Annotated in this window: 11 protein-coding genes; all 11 read left to right on the forward strand. The window is 39.7% G+C overall.

What is annotated here, in order from left to right; translation table 11 throughout:
- Positions 1-42 precede the first annotated feature (42 nt).
- The 11 genes from GXP67_RS20725 to GXP67_RS20775 all read left to right on the forward strand — a co-directional run bounded on the left by GXP67_RS20725 (position 43) and on the right by GXP67_RS20775 (position 20,806).
- Positions 43-300, forward strand: a complete 258-nt coding sequence (locus GXP67_RS20725) for a hypothetical protein (RefSeq protein WP_162444897.1) — start codon at positions 43-45, stop codon at positions 298-300.
- Between the two features lie 9 nt (positions 301-309).
- The gene (locus GXP67_RS20730; protein ID WP_162444898.1) at positions 310-696 is read left to right on the forward strand and encodes a transposase; all 387 of its coding nucleotides are present in this window, start codon (positions 310-312) and stop codon (positions 694-696) included.
- Positions 697-1,476: 780 nt separating this feature from the next.
- A complete protein-coding gene (locus GXP67_RS20735; protein ID WP_162444899.1) occupies positions 1,477-4,617 on the forward strand; it encodes a SusC/RagA family TonB-linked outer membrane protein in 3,141 nt (1,046 codons plus the stop codon).
- 40 nt (positions 4,618-4,657) lie between these two features.
- Positions 4,658-6,184 carry a RagB/SusD family nutrient uptake outer membrane protein gene (locus GXP67_RS20740; RefSeq protein WP_162444900.1) on the forward strand — a complete coding sequence of 509 codons (1,527 nt, stop codon included), beginning with the start codon at positions 4,658-4,660 and terminating at the stop codon, positions 6,182-6,184.
- A gap of 370 nt (positions 6,185-6,554) precedes the next feature.
- On the forward strand, positions 6,555-8,870 hold the full coding sequence (locus tag GXP67_RS20745; RefSeq protein ID WP_162444901.1) for a TonB-dependent receptor: 2,316 nt from the start codon (positions 6,555-6,557) through the stop codon (positions 8,868-8,870).
- Between the two features lie 10 nt (positions 8,871-8,880).
- Entirely contained in the window at positions 8,881-9,909 is a 1,029-nt protein-coding gene (locus GXP67_RS20750; protein WP_162444902.1) for a DUF4249 domain-containing protein, read from the forward strand.
- A gap of 520 nt (positions 9,910-10,429) precedes the next feature.
- Positions 10,430-13,780 carry a VCBS repeat-containing protein gene (locus tag GXP67_RS20755; protein ID WP_162444903.1) on the forward strand — a complete coding sequence of 1,117 codons (3,351 nt, stop codon included), beginning with the start codon at positions 10,430-10,432 and terminating at the stop codon, positions 13,778-13,780.
- Positions 13,734-17,129 carry a VCBS repeat-containing protein gene (locus GXP67_RS20760; RefSeq protein WP_162444904.1) on the forward strand — a complete coding sequence of 1,132 codons (3,396 nt, stop codon included), beginning with the start codon at positions 13,734-13,736 and terminating at the stop codon, positions 17,127-17,129. Before GXP67_RS20755 ends, GXP67_RS20760 begins: the two co-directional genes overlap by 47 nt.
- Positions 17,130-17,303: 174 nt before the next feature.
- Positions 17,304-18,626 carry a hemolysin family protein gene (locus GXP67_RS20765; RefSeq protein ID WP_197901546.1) on the forward strand — a complete coding sequence of 441 codons (1,323 nt, stop codon included), beginning with the start codon at positions 17,304-17,306 and terminating at the stop codon, positions 18,624-18,626.
- A gap of 365 nt (positions 18,627-18,991) precedes the next feature.
- Entirely contained in the window at positions 18,992-19,624 is a 633-nt protein-coding gene (locus GXP67_RS20770; protein ID WP_162444905.1) for a peroxiredoxin, read from the forward strand.
- Between the two features lie 186 nt (positions 19,625-19,810).
- Positions 19,811-20,806 (forward strand): DUF697 domain-containing protein, encoded by a 996-nt coding sequence (locus GXP67_RS20775; protein WP_162444906.1) that lies wholly within the window; start codon positions 19,811-19,813, stop codon positions 20,804-20,806.
- Positions 20,807-20,943: the final 137 nt, after the last annotated feature.

Genomic DNA, 20,943 nt, shown 5'->3' on the forward strand with positions numbered 1-20,943 from the left:
TGCCATTGCTATGATAGACAGTCTTGTCTGCATTATCAACGCATGAGCAATAATTATTTACCTTCCTTTACTGACCAAGAAGTGATGACCATATACTTGTTTGGTATCCTGCAGAAAAGGTTTACTGTTAAGGATGGCTATGGTTATATTGTGAATCACTGGTTAGATTGGTTTCCTTGTCTGCCTTCCTACCAGGCTTACAACAAACGATTAAATGAGTTGTACTGGCAGTTTGAAGTCATCCTTCAAGCGCTTATGAAGCATCTCTGCTACAAGGACAGTTATGCTGATATCAGCTAAGTAGATTCTTTGCCTATCATTCTTTCTAAAAGACCCTATCAGGCTAAAGTAGCTTTACAAGTAGCCGATAAGGGATATTGCGCTACTAAAAATCTGTATTACCATGGGCTAAAACTGCATTTTGTTGGGGCAGACTGCTATCAATGTCTACCTCAGGCTCAACATATAAGCTTTAGCCAAGCCTCAGCTAATGATCTGACCGTTTTAAAACCTGTTTTCAGCCCACTACAAGCTTGTAAAGTGATTAGTGATAAAATTTATGCTTCCCAAGCGTTCAATGATCAGCTAAGCAGGCAACAAGTGGAAATACTTACCCCTGTTAAACTCAAAAAAGGACAAAAGTATCTGCCAGCCGCAGATAAACTGTTTTCCCGCTATATTAGTACCATCAGGTAACCGGTGGAAGCTTTCTTTCATTGGCTCAATGAGCAAACGGCTATTCAGTTTGCTAGTAAAGTTCGTTCAGAAAAAGGCCTTTGGATGCATTGTTTTGGTAGACTTACTGCAGCCCTTTTTATTTTAGTTTGCAACCCTTGATTCACATTTGTAATTGATTAAGGCCTCTGAGCAGAATAACAAGTCTATGGCGCATATTAATTTTATGTTATTATAAATAGTTGAATAACTATTTATTAGTGTCCTTCCAGAAATAAAACAGATGGCTATGCTGGCTTATCTACGGCTAGAATCCTAGCTCGAATATTTTCAATCATCCTCCTTTGCTTGTTCCTTGGAAAATATAATTTTGACAGATAAGGAAAAATTATATTTTTTCTGGATTGTATATTGAATGTAAAGCTTTATGTTTCCTTTGCATCCACAAGATAATTACATTATATGTAGCAAAAATTAAAAAATCACATATTAAATTAGATTTTTATTATATTTTATTTAACTTACCCATTAATATACTTTATCTAATGACTCTCTTGAAAGGATTGTTGCCAGTTGTCTAAGAAAGACAACTAATTAGCATTAATTAGCTATAAAGAAATTAAACAAAAATAAGTATTCAACTATCAGAATCATTTTAAGATTAATCAGTTTTACTAAATCTATGCCATACAAAACACCTATTCTAACAAAACATGCTGCTGGTCCAGGACCCTAGTATAATAATTTAACAATTTTGTAAGTATCTAATAATTGCATTTTATATATCACCTTTATTAAACTATGAAAAACAATACTCAACAAGCAATTTATGGCTTTTTGTCTGGTAACAGGGTATTGAACCTGTGTGGCATAAGAGGAATAAAAAAGTACAGTATATTTTTATCTGCTTTGCTTCTATCCCTTACTTTTCCTTTGCAAACGTTTGCTCAGGATGTAAATATCTCAGGAAAAGTTCTTGACGAAGCAGATAGTTCTCCCTTGCCTGGTGTTAATATTACAGTAAAAGGCACAACAAATGGTACAGTTACGGATGGAACAGGCGCATATACACTTTCAGTTCCTAGTAATTCAACCCTCGTTTTTAGTTATATTGGATATACTACTCAAGAAATTGCGGTAAGTAATCGGACAAGCATCAATGTAAATATGGCTTCTGATGTAAAAGCATTATCAGAGGTTGTAGTGGTAGGATATGGTACGCAAAAGAAAGCCGATGTTACTGGTGCTACTGCAACCGTAACCGCCAAAGACCTGAACGTTGGGGTTATCAATAATCCATTACAATCAGTACAAGGCAGAGTAGCGGGTTTGAATATAGTGAGCTCCGGTGGTGATCCAACAAATAACCGCCCGGCCATCCGGCTAAGAGGTACTTCCTCTTTAAGTGCCAACAGTGAGCCATTAATTGTGGTTGATGGGGTGGCTGGTGTTCCTTTGAATGCAGTAGCTCCGGAAGATATTCAATCAGTTGACGTATTGAAAGATGCCTCTGCCGCTGCAATTTATGGATCAAGAGGCGCTAATGGTGTAATTATTATTACTACCAAACGGGGTATAGCCGGCAAAACAACTGTTGAATATAATGGATATGTAGGTGTAGAAACTCCTGCTAAGTTTTTGCCTTTTCTATCAGCTGATGAATATCGATCTAAACTCAGAGAATTAAACTTGGATGTAACTGCCAATGATTATGGAGCCAGCACCAACTGGTTTAAGGAGCTTTCACGGAATGCGGTAAGCCAAAACCACAGTTTAGCTGTTTCAGGTGGAACCGATAAGTTCTCTTATCGTGGTTCACTTGTCTATTTGAATCAGCCTGGCATTATGCATAACTCATCGTATGACAGATTAAATGGACGTTTGAATCTGGTGCAAAAAGCATTAGATGATAAGCTGGAAATACAATTATTACTTTCTCAGCAAATTGCCAATAAGAATCAAGTAGATCCATTTGCTTTTCTTTTAGCCGGACGTATTAATCCCACAATACCAGTATATAATGACCAGGGAACATTTTTACAGCCAGGCGTAGCTGGTTTTGATGTATACAATGGTAAAAGAATTCCTGGCGGGTTTGAAATTGCTAATCCGCTTGCATTATTAGAACAGATTGAACAGTTAGGCCGTGAAAAGCAGACTTTAGGCAATGTAAAAGTTTCTATAGAACCTGTTACAGGATTAAAGTTCGGGGTGAATGGCTCTATCAGTAATAATAACTGGATCTATGGCCGGTTCCAGCCAAGTACTTTTACGGCAGGTGGTAATAATCAGTCTGCTGCTCAGCGGGATACCAGGGAGACTATTGACAAATTACTTGAAATAACAGGACAATATTCCAAAACTTTTGGCACTCATAATGTAAGTGTTTTAGGAGGTTATACCTATCAGAAACTAAGTAATGAAGGATTCAGAGCAGCAAACAGGAGTTTCCCGGATGTATTTGGCTATAGCAATTTAAATGCTGGCAATGCACAGGCAGATGGTACTACTAATCGTGAAGTGAGTTCATATAAAACCGAAGCGATCCTGGTAGGTTTTCTCGGACGTATAAACTACTCTTTTAATGAGAAATACCTGCTGACTGCCAATATCCGCCGGGATGGTTCTTCCCGTTTTGGGTCTAATAACCGCTGGGGTTGGTTTCCTTCAGTTTCAGTAGGATGGCGCATTGGAGAAGAAAGTTTCTTAAAGAATACAGGTATCTTCAGCGATTTAAAGCTACGTGCCGGATACGGAGTTACCGGAAACCAGGAAGGTATTTACGACTATGCTCCCCTGCTGTTATATGGTGCTAATGGCTCTTTCCTGAATAATGGCGCCTGGCAAACCACCTATGGATACAGCCAGAATGCTAATCCTGATCTGAAGTGGGAAACCTCTGCTATGACTAACATTGGGGTTGATTTCTCCTTGCTTCAAGGCAGGCTTAATGGCTCCCTGGAAGTATATAGCAAAGATACACGCGACTTACTATTCTCTTATCCGATTGCTATTGGCAGTACATATGGAAGCCAGAATCTTACCGCATTAACGAGCAGTGTACTAGCAAATGTTGGAGAGATAAACAATAGAGGGATTGAATTTGCCGTAGATTACCTGGTTATTGACAGAGAAGATTTTCAATGGAAAACTAATTTAAACTTAGCCCATAACAGGAATAAAATTGTTTCGCTTTCATCCGGAATATTCAGGTATGATGCCAGTAACCCAAGAACGTATGGTGGTTATGGTAGTGGACAAGGTGGTATAGCCAATCCAGTAGCATTAATAGAAGGCTATCCGATTGGGCAGTTCTATGGCCCGGTTTTTCAGGGCTTTGGTACAACTGAAAAAGGAGAGCCTATCTATAATTTCAAAGATATTGATGGTGATGGTTCTATAGATCCTTTTGGTAAAGACCGTACCTTTATTGGTGATGCCCAGCCTCGTTTAGTCTATTCCTGGGGCAATAATTTTACTTACAAAAGATTTGATCTCTCTGTTCTGTTCAGAGGTGCTTTAGGTCATAAAATTGCCAATGGTCCTTATATTTATTCGGCTAATCCAAACCGGTTCCCTGGTAATAACGTAATTAAAGATGCTTTCTCTACAGGTATTCCTGCAGGTTTATCTCCGGCATGGTCTGACTTTTGGGTAGAGAAAGGAGATTTTGTCCGTTTAGATAACTGGCGTTTATCTTACAAATTACCTACTTTCTGGAAGTATGTGACAAGTGCCTCAATATTTGTAGCCGGCAATAACACCTTTGTAATTACCAAATATCGTGGCATTGATCCTGAACCAAGATTGGGTGCATCCAGAGATATATATGGCAATAATAACGATGATGCTATTAACACAAATTTATCTCCCGGATTAGAGAACATTACTTTCTACCCTCGTACACGTTCTTTCACCGCTGGGGTTTCTTTGAATTTTTAATAATAATTTATATCTATTTTAAACCAACTAATTACTAAGAATGAAAAGGTTTAAGCAAATAAAAATAACAGCTGTATTAAGTGGCGCTTTACTGCTTACAGGAATACATGCTTGTACTGACCTGGATACCGAAGTATATGACCGTGCCTCTGCAGAAAATTTTCCATTAAATGCGAATGAACTATTATCTACAGTAGGTGGTACCTATGGAACACTCAGAGGATGGAATGGGGCACCATTTGAACTTTCTGAAGTTACTACAGATGAAATTGTAGTACCGACACGCGGACCTGACTGGTATGATAATGGTCAATGGCAACAGCTCGTAAAGCATACCTGGACACCAGTTTCGCCCGGGCAGATAAATGGTGCCTGGGAATGGGGTTTCACAGCTATTGCAAGTACTAATATTAGCTTGAAAGGCCTTAATGCCAGTACACTAACCATTGAAGGAAAAGAATCGATTGTTGCTGAATTGCGTATGATACGGGCTTTTGCTTACTTCTGGTTATGCGATTTGTATGGGAATGTACCTATTATTACAGAAACTTCTCCCGTAGGTAATCCACCACAGAGCACCCGTCAGGAAGTGTTTAATTTCGTAGAAAACGAAATTAAAGCGGCTTTACCGAATCTGATAGACGCCAATAATGTTACTACCTATGCCCGTTTTAATAAATCAGCAGCAAATACATTACTGGCTAAACTGTATATGAATGCTGAAGTATATACTGGAACGCCACGCTGGCAAGATGCCATCACTGCCTTAGATGAAGTGATCAATTCCGGGGATTATAGCTTAAATGGCACGTATCTGGATAACTTTGCTGTAGATAATGACAAAAATGGTTCTAATATAGAAAATATTTTTGTTATTCCTTTCGATAAGATCTATGCAACCGGATTTGCATGGCAGATGCGTACTTTGCACTATGGACAAGGAGGAACGTATGGCCTGACCAATAACCCATGGAATGGCTGGGCTACCCGGGCTGAATTCTTTAACAAATTTACGGAAGATGACAAACGCAGGGAAATGTGGCTTTTTGGACCCCAGTTAGATCAAAGTGGTAATGTGATTGCATTTGTAGATGGAGTAGATAATCAGAGAAAAGATCTGATTTTTACGCCAACTATTACTTCTTTAGAAAGGGCTCTTGGAAACGAAGGTGTTCGGAATGTAAAATATGAAGTGCAACGCAATAATACCCGTTCTGACCAGGACAATGATCTGGTAACTTTCCGCTATGCAGATGTGCTTTTAATGAAGGCAGAGGCATTGGTACGCCTGGGTAACGCAGGAGCAGCTCTGCCTTTTGTGAATCAGGTACGGGCCCGCGCCGGTGTACCAGATTTTACGGAGGTAACTTTAGACAACTTATTAGAAGAACGCGGTCGTGAGATGGCCTGGGAAGGCTGGAGACGCAATGATCTGATACGTTTTGGAAAATTCACTACTGATACATGGGAATTCAAAACAGACACAGATCCTAATAAAAAGCTGTATCCCATTTCATCACAGCAGTTATCAAATAATCCCAATCTGAAACAGAATACAGGATATTGATAATTCGTTAGCAATGTATATTTTGAAAAGCAAGTTGTTTCGACAGCTTGCTTTTTTTTAACCCAAATATATTTAGGAGTGTATAGGATAGAAAATTATGTAATTCAAACTACCTATACATGTTTATACAAAGTATTCGAAAATCAACACTGCTGTTCACCTTCAATTAATATACAGAAATGTATAATTGCTTTACTTTCAGCATAGATGCACTCGGTCGTAAATACTTTTATGCTGTAAATTTTAATAGGTTGTTGTTTAATACGCCAGCACTATTCTTGAGCTTACCCTTATGTTCATTTTAATCAATCAGTTATTACAAACCAGGCATCGAACATTATGTGCATTTTATAAGTGCTTTTTACTTTTTATGTTGCTTGGCATAACTGATATATATGGACAAGCAAAATTACAGGGAACCATACTTGACATAGAAACCCAGAAACCTGTTGTTGGAGTAAATATTCTTGTAAAGAATACTGCAAAAGGAACTGTAACTGATCAGCAAGGATTTTATTCTATTGAACTACCCTTCGGAACATATATTATTACTTTTTCAGCCGTAGGTTACCGTTCCCAGTCCAGGTCTGTAACTTTTACCGATGATGTAGTGCTCGATTTAAAACTTGTCAATTCTACACAGGAGTTACAAGAGGTGGTCGTGACCGGTAAAACGCCGGATCAGAATGTGAAAGGTGCACAAATGAGTACTATCCAGTTGAACATTCAGACCCTCAATAAAATTCCGGCTGTATTGGGAGAAGCTGATATTATAAAGGCGTTTACACTCCAGCCAGGTGTAACTACAGTAGGGGAAGGAGCAGGCGGCTTTAATGTAAGGGGAGGACGTGTAGACCAGAACTTAGTATTACTGGATGGAGCGCCTGTATTTAATACTTCGCACTTACTGGGTTTTTTCACCAGCGTAAATCCGGATGTTGTCAGAGAAGCAACCTTATACAAAGGAGGCATACCAGCTCCTTTTGGAGGAAGGCTCTCTTCATTACTGGATATACATACAAAGTCGGGCAACGAGGAGCAGATCAGAACCTCATTTGGCGTAGGCCCCATAAGTAGCCGAATTATAGTGGATGGCCCTTTGATAAAAAATAAAGTTACTTTTTTAGCCAGTGGAAGAGTAGCCTATCCCAATTTTATTTTAAGTCTATTTCCTGAACAGTTCAAAGGCAACCGTGCTTTTTATTATGATGTAAATGGGAAATTGCAGTATAAGTTAAATGATAACAATACGATTGCATTGTCGGCATACAGAAGCACCGACAATTTTAAATTTCCGGAAGATACGTTGTATACATGGCATTCTAATCTAGCTTCTTTACATTGGAACAGTGCCCTTAGAAAAGATTTAGTGTTGACTGTGAGTGGGATTCACAGCGATTACAAACTGGGTATGGAAGGATTAAAAGAGCAATATCAGTTTTTGCTTGCCTCTTCCATCAAGCATCAGGAGGTAAAAACACGCTTGTTCTATGCTTTAAAGAGCCGGCATAAGTTGGAAGCCGGGGCAAATGCGATCTGGTATACGCTTAATCCTGGAAGTCGCAAGCCACTTAAAAATTCCATTATTAATCCCCAGACTTTACAAAAAGAGTTTGCCCGTGAAATGGCTGCCTATATCAGCGATGAATTTTTAATCACCCCAGCTATTACTTTACAAGCAGGGGTTCGCTATTCCTGGTTTGGCAATGTAGGCCCCAGGCAAGTTTATAGTTATACGCAAGGTGCACCCCGTACTCTGGAGGCTATTGAGGATAGTTTGGATTACCAGCATGGAAAATTTATTAAGACCTATGGTGGCTGGGAGCCAAGGGTTTCGCTGAGAGTAGGATTTGGAACGCAAACAGCGGTAAAGTTCAGTTATAACCGAATGCGACAATACCTGCATTTAATCTCAAATACAACCGCTATTTCGCCAGTGGATTTCTGGAAAGTGAGTGATTCTTATATCCCGCCACAGGTGGTAGACCAGCTAGCCGTAGGAATATTCAATAATTTTAAAAGCAATGAAATAGAAACTTCTGTGGAGGCTTTTTATAAGGATATTACCAGTTTGGTAGAGTATAAAAATGGGGCTGTACTACTGATGAACCCTATCATAGAAACGGCTTTGTTACCGGCATCGGGCAAAGCGTATGGCATCGAAGTTAGTCTAGCAAAAAATAAGGGAAAACTAACCGGGCAGTTAAGTTATACCTATTCGCGCTCGCTGGCAAAAGTACAGGCAGACTTTGCCACTGAAAGTGTGAATGAAGGAGCGTATTTTCCGTCCACCTATGACAAACCTCATAATGCCGCACTTTCTTCACAACTACTGCTGGGCAGAGGCTGGACTTTTTCCACTAATTTTGTATATAGTACCGGCCGGCCGATAACGTATCCCGATGGGCAATATGTATTTAATAATACGCCTGTTATTGATTATTCCAAGCGGAATTTAGACAGGTTGCCAGATTATCACCGGCTGGATATTTCCTTTACAAAAGATACCCGTGTAAAAAAAGACCAGAAAAGATATAGTACCTGGATATTCTCTATTTACAACGTATACAGCAGAAAAAATCCGTATTCAATCTATTTTTCCAAAGTCCGCACAGTTACCAGAGCTTACCAGCTTTCAGTACTTGGTTCATTTATTCCATCCTTAACGCTTAACTTCTACTTTTGATTATCTGATTATGAAAGTAGTATTTATTTCAGCTTTGATTATCCTGGGTTTATTTTCATCTTGTATAGACGAAGTACAGCTACCTATTCGTAATGAAGAACCCAGGCTGGTTGTGGAAGGCATGATCACCAATGAGCTACCGCCTTATTCTGTGCGTCTTACCTATTCGGGTAGTTTTCAATCAGCACGCGATATACCCAATGAATTGTTTATTTCTAATGCCCAGGTAAAAATCAGCGATGAACAAGGTAATGAAGCTGAACTGTTTTATACCGATCAAGGTACGTACCAGACAAGAGATTCTTTATTTATAGGCCAGGTAGGAAAAACCTATCAACTAACCATACAATTAACGGACGGGAAAAAATATGTTTCACAACCCGAAAAAATGGCTGCTGTTCCTGCAATTGACAGTCTATATAGTGAATATGTAGATACCTGGAGTTCTGAACGCCGGGAACCGGGTTATATGTTGTATGCAGATCTGCAAGACCCGCAAGAAACGGAAGATTATTACCGGTGGTCAGGCTTTAGTTTTCTTCTCAAACGGGCTACCGGTGTTCCCTGTGTGATAGGTAGCCCACAAATAATTTGTTATGAATATTGCTGGCTTCCCAATTATAGCAGTTCCGTACATATTCTCACGGATGACGCAGTGAATGGAAATAAAATCAGAAAGCAGAATGTCTATTACTCGCCTATTTTTACTATCGGATCGCATTTGGTAGAAATCAGCCAGCAATCTCTTACTAAAGAAGCATATCAATTCTGGAAACGTTTTGATGAGCAGGTAACCAGGGTAGGCAGCATTTTAGATCCGCTTCCATCCACCATTGCAGGAAATATTACTAATGTAAATGATGCAAATGACCAGGCCTTAGGCTATTTTTCTGCTTCTGCCATTGTCAGAAAACGACTTGTTATTATTAGTGATTTGCCAAGGTTTGATATAGATATTCAGACATCAGGATTTATCAAACAAGGAGACTGCCGGGTAGCCTATCCTGGTGGCACACTGGAAAAGCCGGCTGGCTGGTAAACAACAGAATTTGAATCTTCTATAGTTATAGCCTTTTCAATGAAACCATAACTCGGTGAAACCAATACTTATACCAGTATAAAAATCAATGTGCGTATTAAAGCTGATATTCTGCGCAGAGACTTTTCTCCTCCTAGGCCGTAGAGGCCCCGCTTTTGCATCCACCACTCTATACAACCCGCTCTTAGCCGGTGCTGACCCAAAGGTTGTACAAGGTGGCTCCTGCAAAAGCTGTTATTAGATAATATGCATTCTGTTTTTTATTTCTGTATTACCGAAGCTGGAAATGAGAAATCTTTTATTTCCAGCTCCATTCTCTACCTTCTCTTAGGTAAAAAATATCTTTAAATAATGGTTTTTATGGAGTAGAGATTGATTTATTCTTGCATATTAATCAACATGCCTCCGGAAATCATTGATTATTTCTTATTTTTGTATTCGCTCCAGAAGTAATATAATATTTCAATGTAGCCGCCATATGTAATCCGGTAGAGTTTCTGCCGGGATAAAATACATTATAATGACCTCATATCCTCATCCTATACTAGTTCTGGTTTATTGTTTTCTGCTTATCCTTGGTTCATGCAAACCGGAAGAACAAAAAAAAGAAACGCTGTTTACCTCACTCGATTCTGCATATACCAACATCAATTTTATAAACAAAGTTGAGAATACTCAGGAAATGAATATTTTCAATTACCGCAATTTCTACAATGGAGGAGGCGTAGCCATAGGAGATGTAAACAATGATGGCTTGCCGGATGTGTATCTGACTTCTAATATGAGTGAAAACCAGCTTTACCTCAATAAAGGCAATTTTACGTTTGAAGATATTACAAACAAGGCTGGCGTAGCCGGTAAGCAGGCATGGAGTACTGGAGTAACCATGGCAGATGTAAATGGGGATGGATTTCTGGATATTTATGTGTGCAATGCCGGAGATGTAAATGGAGACAGCCGTAAGAATGAACTCTTTATCCACAATGGCCTATCTAAAGATGGCTATCCTGTTTTTACTGAAAAAGCCGCTGAATATGGCCTGGATGATGAAGGGTTTTCTACCCATGCTGCTTTTTTTGATTACGACCGGGATGGAGATTTAGATGTGTATTTGCTCAACAACAGTTCCTATCCGGTGAGCCGTTTGCAGTACGCCAATTTGCGTAACCAGCGGGATGAATTGGGCGGAGATAAATTGTTGAGAAATGACAACAATACCTTTACCGATGTAAGCGAGCAAGCTGGCATGTACGGCAGCCTGATCGGATTTGGCCTGGGCATTACTATTGGCGATGTAAATAATGATAACTGGCTGGATATCTATATCTCGAATGATTTCTACGAGCGTGATTATCTGTATATCAATAATAAGAACGGCACTTTTACAGAAGAATCCAAAGAATGGATGCAGCACGAAAGTCTCTCTTCGATGGGGGCTGATATTGCCGATATCAATAACGATAACAACCTGGATATTTTTGTAACGGATATGCTTCCGGGAGATAATTACCGCCTGAAAACCACTTCTCAATTTGAAAACTATAACCTGGAACAACTCAAATTAGCCCGCGATTTTCATTACCAGTACATGCAGAATATGCTGCACCTCAACAATGGTGATGGTACTTTTAGCGAGATTGCCCGTCTGGCCAATGTGCATGCTACTGACTGGAGCTGGGGCGCACTCATTTTCGATATGGATAATGATGGACTGAAAGATATTTTTGTAGCCAATGGCATCTATAAAGATCTTACAGACCAGGATTTTGTAAATTTTCTGGATGAGGAAGAAACGGTGCGTGAAGCTTTTGAACGGGGAGGATATAAGTTTAACCAGGAATTGATGAATAAGATGTCTTCAACGCCTATTCCAAATTATGCATTCAAAAATGCCGGAAACTTTCAGTTCAAAAATAAGGCCCAGGATTGGGGTTTAGGTGATCCCGGTTTTTCTAACGGAGCAGCTTATGGTGACCTGGACAATGATGGTGACCTGGATCTGATCATAAATAATGTAAACAGTCCGGTTTCTGTTTATAAGAATGGATCATCGGAAAAGTTAAAAACACATTATGCCAGGGTTAAGCTAAAAGGAAGCGGAAAGAATTTACATGCTATTGGCGCTAAAGTATACCTGTATCAGTCAGGCAAATCGCAATTTCTGCAGCAAATGCCCAACCGTGGTTTTGAATCTTCCATAGACCTGACCCTAATTTTCGGATTGGGAAATCAACCTGCTATAGATTCGATTACTGTCATCTGGCCGGATGATAAAATGCAAACCTTAACAAATGTAAAGGCTGACCAGGATATTATTCTTGAACACGCCAATGCCGGGCAAACATATGTACCCAAACAACAAGCTGATCAGAAAATTTTTACTGATGTAACCAACCAGGTAAAACTGGATTACCAGCATGAGGAAAACCGCTTTGTTGACTTCGACCGGGATGTACTATTGAAGCAAATGTATTCTACCCAGGGGCCGGCTCTGGCAACCGGCGATGTAAATGGCGATGGCCTCGATGATTTGTTTTTTGGAGGTGCCAGAAACAAAAAGAGCGTTTTGTATACACAGAAGCTTGATGGCAGTTTTCAACCCTTACCTTCATTTGTAATAGCCGCAGATAGTCTTTCAGAGGACATAGATGCCGTATTTTTTGATGCTGATGACGATAAAGACCTCGATTTATATGTAGTGACCGGAGGAAATGAATTTACAGTCGGGGATGAGCAATTATTAGATCATTTATACCTGAATGATGGGAGGGGAAATTTTACAAAATCGGCTGGATTACCAGCCATAGCTGAAAGCGGCTCTTGTGTGGCAGCAGCCGATTTTGATAAAGACGGAGATATTGACTTGTTTGTTGGCAGCAGGCTAATTCCCGGCCAGTACGGATATGATCCCTTACATTATTTGTATGTAAACGATGGCACAGGTACCTTCAAAAACATGTCGAAACGGTATATGCCACAGATCCGCGAACTGGGTATGATTACAGCTGCTGCCTGGGCTGATATAGATAAAGATACCTATCCCGATTTAATCGTAGCCGGCGACTGGGCACCAGTGAGTATATTTAAGAACGTGAAAGGCAACCGTCTGGATAAAATGAATAGTCCGGCGCTGGCAAATAGTGAAGGCTGGTGGAATACAATACATCCGGCTGATATTGATGAAGATGGAGATATTGATTTTATTCTCGGAAATTTAGGCCTTAACAGCCGCATCACTGCCAGTAAAGAAAAACCGGCAGCATTATATGTAAATGATTATGATCAGAATGGATCTGTTGAGCAAATTATAAGCTGCTATACTGAAAATGGCAAAACTTATCCGATGGTATTGAAAGCAGAGCTGCAAAAACGCTTGCCACTGGTAAAAAAGAAGTTTGTTAAATTCAGTGAGTACGCTGACAAAGGAGTTGCTGACATATTTTCGCCGGAACAGATGAAAACAGTGGTCGAGAAAAAAGTCTATAATCCTGCCTCTTCATTCTTAATAAATGAAGGTAATGGTAAATTTACATTAGAAGCCTTGCCGGTAGAAGCACAGTTCTCACCCATATATGGGATTGAAACCCTGGATTATGACCAGGATGGAAAGCAGGATATTTTGCTCACAGGTAACTTCTTTGACGTACTTCCTGAAATTGGCCGGTATGATGCCAATTACGGACTGATATTAAAAAGCAGTGGAAAGGGTAAATTTAGTGTAGTGTTTCCCAGGGAATCAGGATTTTTTGTAAAAGGTCAGGTACGGCATGCCAGAAAAATAAAAGGTGCCAGTAATCAGGAATTCATTGTGTTAGCCAAGAATAATGACAAAACTCAGATCTTCAGTTATAAAAAACAGCCTGTTCAGTAGTGTGCTCCTTTGGGTATTCTTATTGGGTTGTAATTCATCCAAAGACCAGAAAGCGCTGTTCTCAAAAATAGATTCTACACAAAGTGGGATCGGATTTATCAATGAAGTAAAAGACTCAGACAAACTTAATATTCTCGATTACCTGTATTTCTATAATGGCGCTGGTGTAGCCGCAGGCGATATAAACAACGACGGCTTAACCGATGTATATTTTGTTTCCAATAGTGGCAAAAACCGATTATATCTTAATAAAGGTAATTTTACATTCGAAGATATTACGCAGAAAGCAGGCGTAGAGGGTTTTGCCGACTGGCAAACCGGTGTAACGATGGCAGATGTGAATGGAGATGGATTTTTAGATATATATGTATGTGCTGTTGGCAACTATAAAGGTCTGGAGGGCTCTAATGAGTTATATATCAATAATGGTGACATGACTTTTACGGAGAAAGCACTTGATTACGGCCTTGACTTTACAGGATTTGCTACACAAGCAGCCTTTTTCGATTATGATAAAGATGGAGACCTGGATGCGTATCTGTTAAACCATGCCGTACATACATCCCGAAGCTATGACAGGGTTTCTTCCAGAGCCCTCCGGCACAACGAAGCAGGGGATTATCTTTTCGAAAACCCATTGGTATCAGCAGATTCTACCCAAAAAAGCAATATCAGGTTTAAAGATGTAAGTGAGAAAGCAGGTATCTACCAGGCGGCGATGGGGTATGGTTTAGGTATTTCTGTAGCCGATCTTAATAATGATGGATGGGAGGATATCTATGTATCCAATGATTTTCATGAAGACGATTATTATTATATCAATAATCAGGATGGCACCTTTAAAGAAAGCGTAAAGGAGCATTTTACCCACCTGAGCCGCTTTTCTATGGGATGCGATATTGCAGACCTCAACAATGATGGCTTTCAGGATATCATGACACTGGATATGTATCCGGAAGATGAAAAGGTTGAAAAGGCTTCTATGGGGGAAGATCCCTATGATATTTTTCTTTACAAACTACAATTTGGTTATTTCAATCAGTACAGCCGTAATTGTCTTCAGCTAAGTTCTTCCGGAAAAAAATTTAGTGACATAGCCTTAATGTCTGGCGTAGCAGCCACTGACTGGAGCTGGAGCACGCTTTTAGCCGATTATGATAACGATGGCGTAAAGGATATTTTTATAACCAATGGGATTGTCAGGCGGCCCAACGACCTGGATTATATCAAATATGCATTAAATGATTCTGTGAGTAGTGCGCTGGAAACGTCCAGAAAAATGGATAAAAATTCAATGGCTGCTATGCCGGAAGGGAAAGTCCATAATTATGTATTCCAGGGTATAAATGGCCTTCGCTTCGAGAATAAATCTGCAGATTGGGGATTTGATCAACCAGATATTGCCAATGGCGCTGTTTATGCTGATCTGGATAACGATGGCGATCTGGATCTGGTGACTAATACCATAAATGACCAGCCGGGTGTGTACCGCAACAATAGTGAAAAACAAGCAGGCAATCACTACATAAAATTAAAACTGCAAGGAATAGCACCGAATACATTCGGTGTAGGGGCAAAGGCCATATTGAAAAACAAAGGTACCACTCAAATTCAGCAGCTAATGCCAACCCGTGGATTTCTCTCGGCTGTAGAACCGGTACTTACTTTTGGTGTCGGAAAAGCAGAAAAAATTGATTCTATCATTATTATCTGGCCGGATAAGAAAGTACAAATAGCCACTGCTGTTGCCACCGATACAGTTTTAGTGCTTAATCAATTGCAGGCAAATGCTGAGTATGATATAGTGTTTAATCAAATCTACCCTTCTGGAAATAACTTGTATCAGGATATCAGCGACTCATTAAAACTAGCCCATAAACATCAGGAGAATGACTATCTGGATTTTTTCCGGGAGGGACTTATGCCGTTTCAGGTATCTACGGAAGGACCTGCGCTGGCAACCGGCGATGTAAATGGCGATGGCTTAGATGACTTTTATGCAGGCGGAGCCAAACACCAGCCTGGAAAGTTATTTGTACAAAATGCCAAAGGTTTTACCTGTATAAATGAAGCCCTGTTTAAAGCCGATTCTGTTTATGAAGATGTAGATGCTGTGTTTTTTGATGCAGATAATGACAAAGACCGGGATCTCTATGTCGTTACAGCCGGAAATGAGTTCTATGGGCAAATGTCGCAACTGTTCGACCGCCTATATCTGAATGACGGGAAAGGTAATTTTACCAGATCAGAAAACAGCTTGCCTGCCATGTACGATAACAAAAGCTGTGTCCGGCCTTTCGACTTTGACAAAGATGGCGATCTGGATCTATTTATTGGCGGCCGGGTAGTTGGATATAATTACGGAAAATCACCCAATTCATACTTGCTGATCAATGATGGAAAAGGCCACTTCTCCGACCAGACCGAAAAACTGGCTCCCCAGCTTCGCAAAGTCGGTATGGTAACGGATGCTATATGGGTAGATTATGACAATGACAAAGATGATGACTTAATCATTGCCGGAGATTGGATGGCAGTACAGGTATTTGAAAATAAGAATGGCAAATTTGAGAAATCGGATCTTGCTGGCTTGTCAGAGAAGAAGGGATTATGGAGTGCATTGGCAGCCGCAGACTTCGATAAAGATGGAGATATTGATTTGATAGCTGGTAATCTGGGCGTTAATACCAAATTCCGCAAACGTACGGATTCTCAGCTGAAAATGTATGTAAAAGACATTGATGCCAATCAGACACTGGAGCATATTCTCTCCTACAGTTTAGGCGATAAATGGTATCCGGTAGCTACCAAAGATGAACTGGGCAAACAATTACCCCTGATAAACAAAAAATTTACAGATTATAAAAGCTTTGCTGGTAAAGCTATTGATGAAATATTTACAACCGAACAGCTAAAAGAGGCTGACTTACTGGAAGTAAATACATTTGAATCGGTTTATCTGGAAAATACCGGAAACAAAAATTTTAAAGTCCATACATTACCATTGGAAGCACAAGTGTCTAAAATATTTGCCTTTTATATAGAAGATGTAGACAAGGATGGAAATCTGGATGTGTTGCTGGGCGGGAATTTTTATGGGGTAAGCATGTACCAGGGCCGGTATGATGCCAGCTATGGCTTATTACTAAAAGGAAATGGAAAAGGCAGCTTTGAACCGGTACTGCCCACGGAAAATGGTTTTTTGCTGGAAGGAGAGGTGCGCGATATAAAACCCTTACAAACCAAAGATGCTAAACTGCTGGTCGTGGCCCGCAATAATCTTCCTTTGCAAGTGTTCAAACCTGTACAAAAGTCTGTTTCGCCGACCAAATCTCTTACATTCCGTTAACAGCCGGCTTTGTTCTGGTCAAAGTGAAATATTCACCGGCATTAGTAGAAATGAACCTCAGCCTTTTTTTACGTAAATACGTGTAAAAATATATATTTACAGAGAGAAGCTGTGCTGTTCCTTAATTTTTGCCGGTAGCAGCTTCTCAAACCTGAGCCTAAATCCTATATACACGTGATCATAAGCATTATTGGTACACTCCTGTTGGTATTACTCAACGGATTTTTTGTAGCCGCAGAATTCGCCATTGTAAAAGTACGTCCCTCTCAGATCGAACTCATGGCCAAAACCGGAAGTGGTGCGGCAATCATGGCAAAAAAGATAGTAGCTAAGCTGGATGCTTACCTGTCGGCTACCCAATTGGGTATTACACTGGCCAGTCTCGGACTGGGCTGGGTCGGAGAGAGCCTGGTAGAAGGACTGATTCTGGATTTGTTTGCTTTTTTTGGCTTGGCAGTAGATACCGTTCTTATTCATAGAATTTCTATTGGAGTAGCGTTTTCTATCATTACTGTATTGCACATTGTATTTGGCGAACTGGCACCAAAATCCATCGCCATTCAGCGCTCGGAAGGAGTAACGCTGGGAATAGCCTATCCGCTTAATGTTTTTTATGTTGTATTCAGACCCTTTATCTGGTTGCTGAATGGTTTTGCAAACCTGATTTTAAAGGCAATTGGCATTGCTCCGGCTTCCGAACACGAAGTACATAGTCCGGAGGAATTACGGTTCCTGGTAGAACAGGGAAATGAGAGTGGTAACATGGAAACGACGGAATATGAGATCATCAGAAATGCCTTCGATTTTTCAGAGCGGACTGCCAGACAGGTAATGGTTCCCCGTACAAAAGTGGTCGGGTTAAATATAGAGCAGGCCGATGATAAAATGCTGGATAAAGTAATAGATGAAGGCTATTCCAGGGTGCCGGTTTTTAAAAATTCCTTGGATAATATTATTGGTGTTATACATATCAAAGATTTGTTGCTGCGGATGCGCAAGAAAGAAAATATTGTGATTAAAGATCTGCTGCGTCCTGCTCATTTTGTGCCGGAATCCAAACGGGTAAGCGATTTGCTCCGTGATTTTCAGCGGCAACGTCTTCATATGGCCATTGTAGTAAATGAATATGGTGGCACCGAAGGTATTATTTCTATGGAAGATATTGTAGAAGAAATTGTGGGTGAAATTCAGGATGAATATGATAATGAGAGTCCTATTGTGGAGGAGGTTACAGAGGGTAAATACAAAGTGCTGGGGTCGGCTTCTATTGCAGATATAAATGAGTATTTACCGGTAGCCATTGAAGAAAATAAAGAATATGATAGTCTGGCTGGTTTACTTATTTATCACTTTGGCCGGATTCCCGAAGACAATGAACATATAGTGATTGCTCCTTATGAATTTACTATACTTAAAAGATCAAGAAATAATATCGTACAAGTAGAGATCAATACGCTTCCAGAAGAACCTCTTGCTTCTCCTAAAGCCTCAACTTAATAAGTACATTGTCTAAATTTTATGTATCAGTAATTTTCTATTTCATATTATTTTTATACAATTATAATTAATAAATATTTGCTCTTGCATTTTTTATTCTTGTAATTTCTAGCAGAAATTAATAAATAGAATAAAAAACAGTAAATCAGTATATTATGAAATAACTATTGAGTTGTTTATATTGATATTTTTGTAAAATTCTAAATTTTTAAGGTCTATACTTGTCATTCAAGGGATTAAGATGTACATTTGCCTTGGAGCAAAATATTGGTTATTTACTATTATTTATTTTAATTAAAGCAATATTTTATCCAGAAAAAATACTATAAATTATCTTTTGTTATTCAAATATACGATCTAAAAACATGTCATTAATCGGAAAAAAAGCCCCATCTTTTGTTGCGCCAGCTGTAATTAATGGTGAAGAGATTGTCGAAGATTTTTCACTGAGCCAGTATGTAGGAAATAAAGAAGTTGTGTTTTTCTTTTATCCCAAAGATTTTACCTTCGTTTGCCCTACAGAAATACTTGCTTTCCAGGAGAAACTGGCAGAATTTGAGAAGAGAAATGTTGCGGTGGTGGGCTGCTCTACAGATACAGAAAATTCACATCTGGCCTGGTTAAGCACTCCTAAAGACAGAGGTGGTATTGAGGGTGTAACTTATCCTATTGTAGCCGATGTAGCCAAAACCATTGCCAATAATTTTGGTGTATTAGGCGGGCATTATGATTATAATGAGGAAGGTGATATGATTTTTGTAGGTACACCTATTGCCTACAGAGGTACTTTCCTGATTGATAAACAAGGCTTTGTCCGTCATTGTGTAATTAACGATTTCCCTCTGGGCCGTAACATAGATGATGCACTCCGGATGGTAGATGCGCTGCAATATGTAGAAAAACATGGCGAAGTTTGTCCAGCTAACTGGGAAGAAGGCAAAGAAGCCATGCAGGCAACCCGCGAAGGTGTAGCCAGCTATTTATCTACACATGCTTAATAATTCATACTATCTTATTTCTGAACCACAGGCTAAGCAGCTTGTGGTTTTTTGTTTTCAGCCTACTATAAAGAATAATTTAATATCCCCTCACATATATTTTCTGCTTTCATCCAATGAAAATTGAATAGGGAGAACTAATTTAAGTATATAAAAGTATACAGGTATATACTCTTATACTTGTGTATGCGCAAACAGCTAAAGTTTTTATTTCTAACCGTTGGTATACTAATCCTGGTAGCCTTTGTGCTGTTTGTATTTAACCAGGTAATGCAGGTGTATACCTATACCAGTGCCTTAAATCCTATATTAGGCGACGCAGTTTTGATCACGCTTATCATTCTGTTTACAGCGTTGTTTGTGCTGCCTGTCGTGTTGTATTTCCGTTTGCCTACTCCTTTATCTCCGCCGGAATCAGAAGAGGAAAGACCAGCATATCTGTCAAAATTAGGGAACCGCCTGGCTAAAAACTCGCTATTAAAAGGAGGTGATCTGGATTTTACCAAAGAGGCTGATATCCAGAAAGGGCTGGATTTACTCAGTATTAAAGCAGATGCCATCATACAAAATACGGCTAAAAGTGTATTTCTGACAACAGCTATTTCGCAGAATGGCAAGCTGGATGCACTCACTGTATTTATTACTCAGTCGAAAATGGTGTGGGATCTGGCTCATATTTATTATCAGCGTCCGGCACCTAAAGATATGGTAGCCTTGTATGCCAATGTGGGTGCTACTACTTTTCTGGCCGCTCAAATTGAGGACCTGGACTTTTCGGAACAATTAGAACCTGTGTTTGGTACCCTTATGCAAAATACAGCTTTAAAATCTGTGCCGTTTATAGGATCGGTTACTCATATCATAATGGATTCGCTGCTGGAAGGAACCATTAATGCATTTCTTACCCTGAGAGTGGGAATCGTTACCAAGCGTTATTGTGCCAGTACCACTACTTTCCATACCCGGGCAGTTAGGAAAGCAGCTTTCCGGGAAGCGTCGGTTATGCTTAAATCAATAGTGTTACAAAGCTCCGGACAAGTGATTTCTTCTATTATGAAAGCAACCCGAAAAGCAGGTGCCAATACCGTGAAATCTGGCGTAGATGCAGCTAACCGAGCTACTGGCAATGTAAAAACTGGTTTGTCCCGCCTGGCTACCCGTATCCGGGGTGTGGCAGAGTAAAGCTAGTCACTCAGCTAAATTTAATTTAGGGAATAGCATCATCACAAGCCTGATGCTATAGATTGGCTTAGGCATATTACACAGAGATAGAAAAGGTATAACGAGGAATTTTACTATCAATCCGTTATTGTAAGCAT

Source organism: Rhodocytophaga rosea, assembly GCF_010119975.1.
Taxonomy (GTDB): Bacteria; Bacteroidota; Bacteroidia; order Cytophagales; family 172606-1; genus Rhodocytophaga; species Rhodocytophaga rosea.

What these genes read in the sequence shown, in the direction of transcription:
- GXP67_RS20725 (WP_162444897.1), top strand. Translation starts at nt 43, where the DNA reads ATGAGCAATAATTATTTACCTTCCTTTACTGACCAAGAAGTGATGACC.
- GXP67_RS20735 (WP_162444899.1), top strand. Translation starts at nt 1,477, where the DNA reads ATGAAAAACAATACTCAACAAGCAATTTATGGCTTTTTGTCTGGTAAC.
- GXP67_RS20740 (WP_162444900.1), top strand. Translation starts at nt 4,658, where the DNA reads ATGAAAAGGTTTAAGCAAATAAAAATAACAGCTGTATTAAGTGGCGCT.
- GXP67_RS20745 (WP_162444901.1), top strand. Translation starts at nt 6,555, where the DNA reads ATGTTGCTTGGCATAACTGATATATATGGACAAGCAAAATTACAGGGA.
- GXP67_RS20750 (WP_162444902.1), top strand. Translation starts at nt 8,881, where the DNA reads ATGAAAGTAGTATTTATTTCAGCTTTGATTATCCTGGGTTTATTTTCA.
- GXP67_RS20755 (WP_162444903.1), top strand. Translation starts at nt 10,430, where the DNA reads ATGACCTCATATCCTCATCCTATACTAGTTCTGGTTTATTGTTTTCTG.
- GXP67_RS20760 (WP_162444904.1), top strand. Translation starts at nt 13,734, where the DNA reads ATGACAAAACTCAGATCTTCAGTTATAAAAAACAGCCTGTTCAGTAGT.
- GXP67_RS20770 (WP_162444905.1), top strand. Translation starts at nt 18,992, where the DNA reads ATGTCATTAATCGGAAAAAAAGCCCCATCTTTTGTTGCGCCAGCTGTA.
- GXP67_RS20775 (WP_162444906.1), top strand. Translation starts at nt 19,811, where the DNA reads ATGCGCAAACAGCTAAAGTTTTTATTTCTAACCGTTGGTATACTAATC.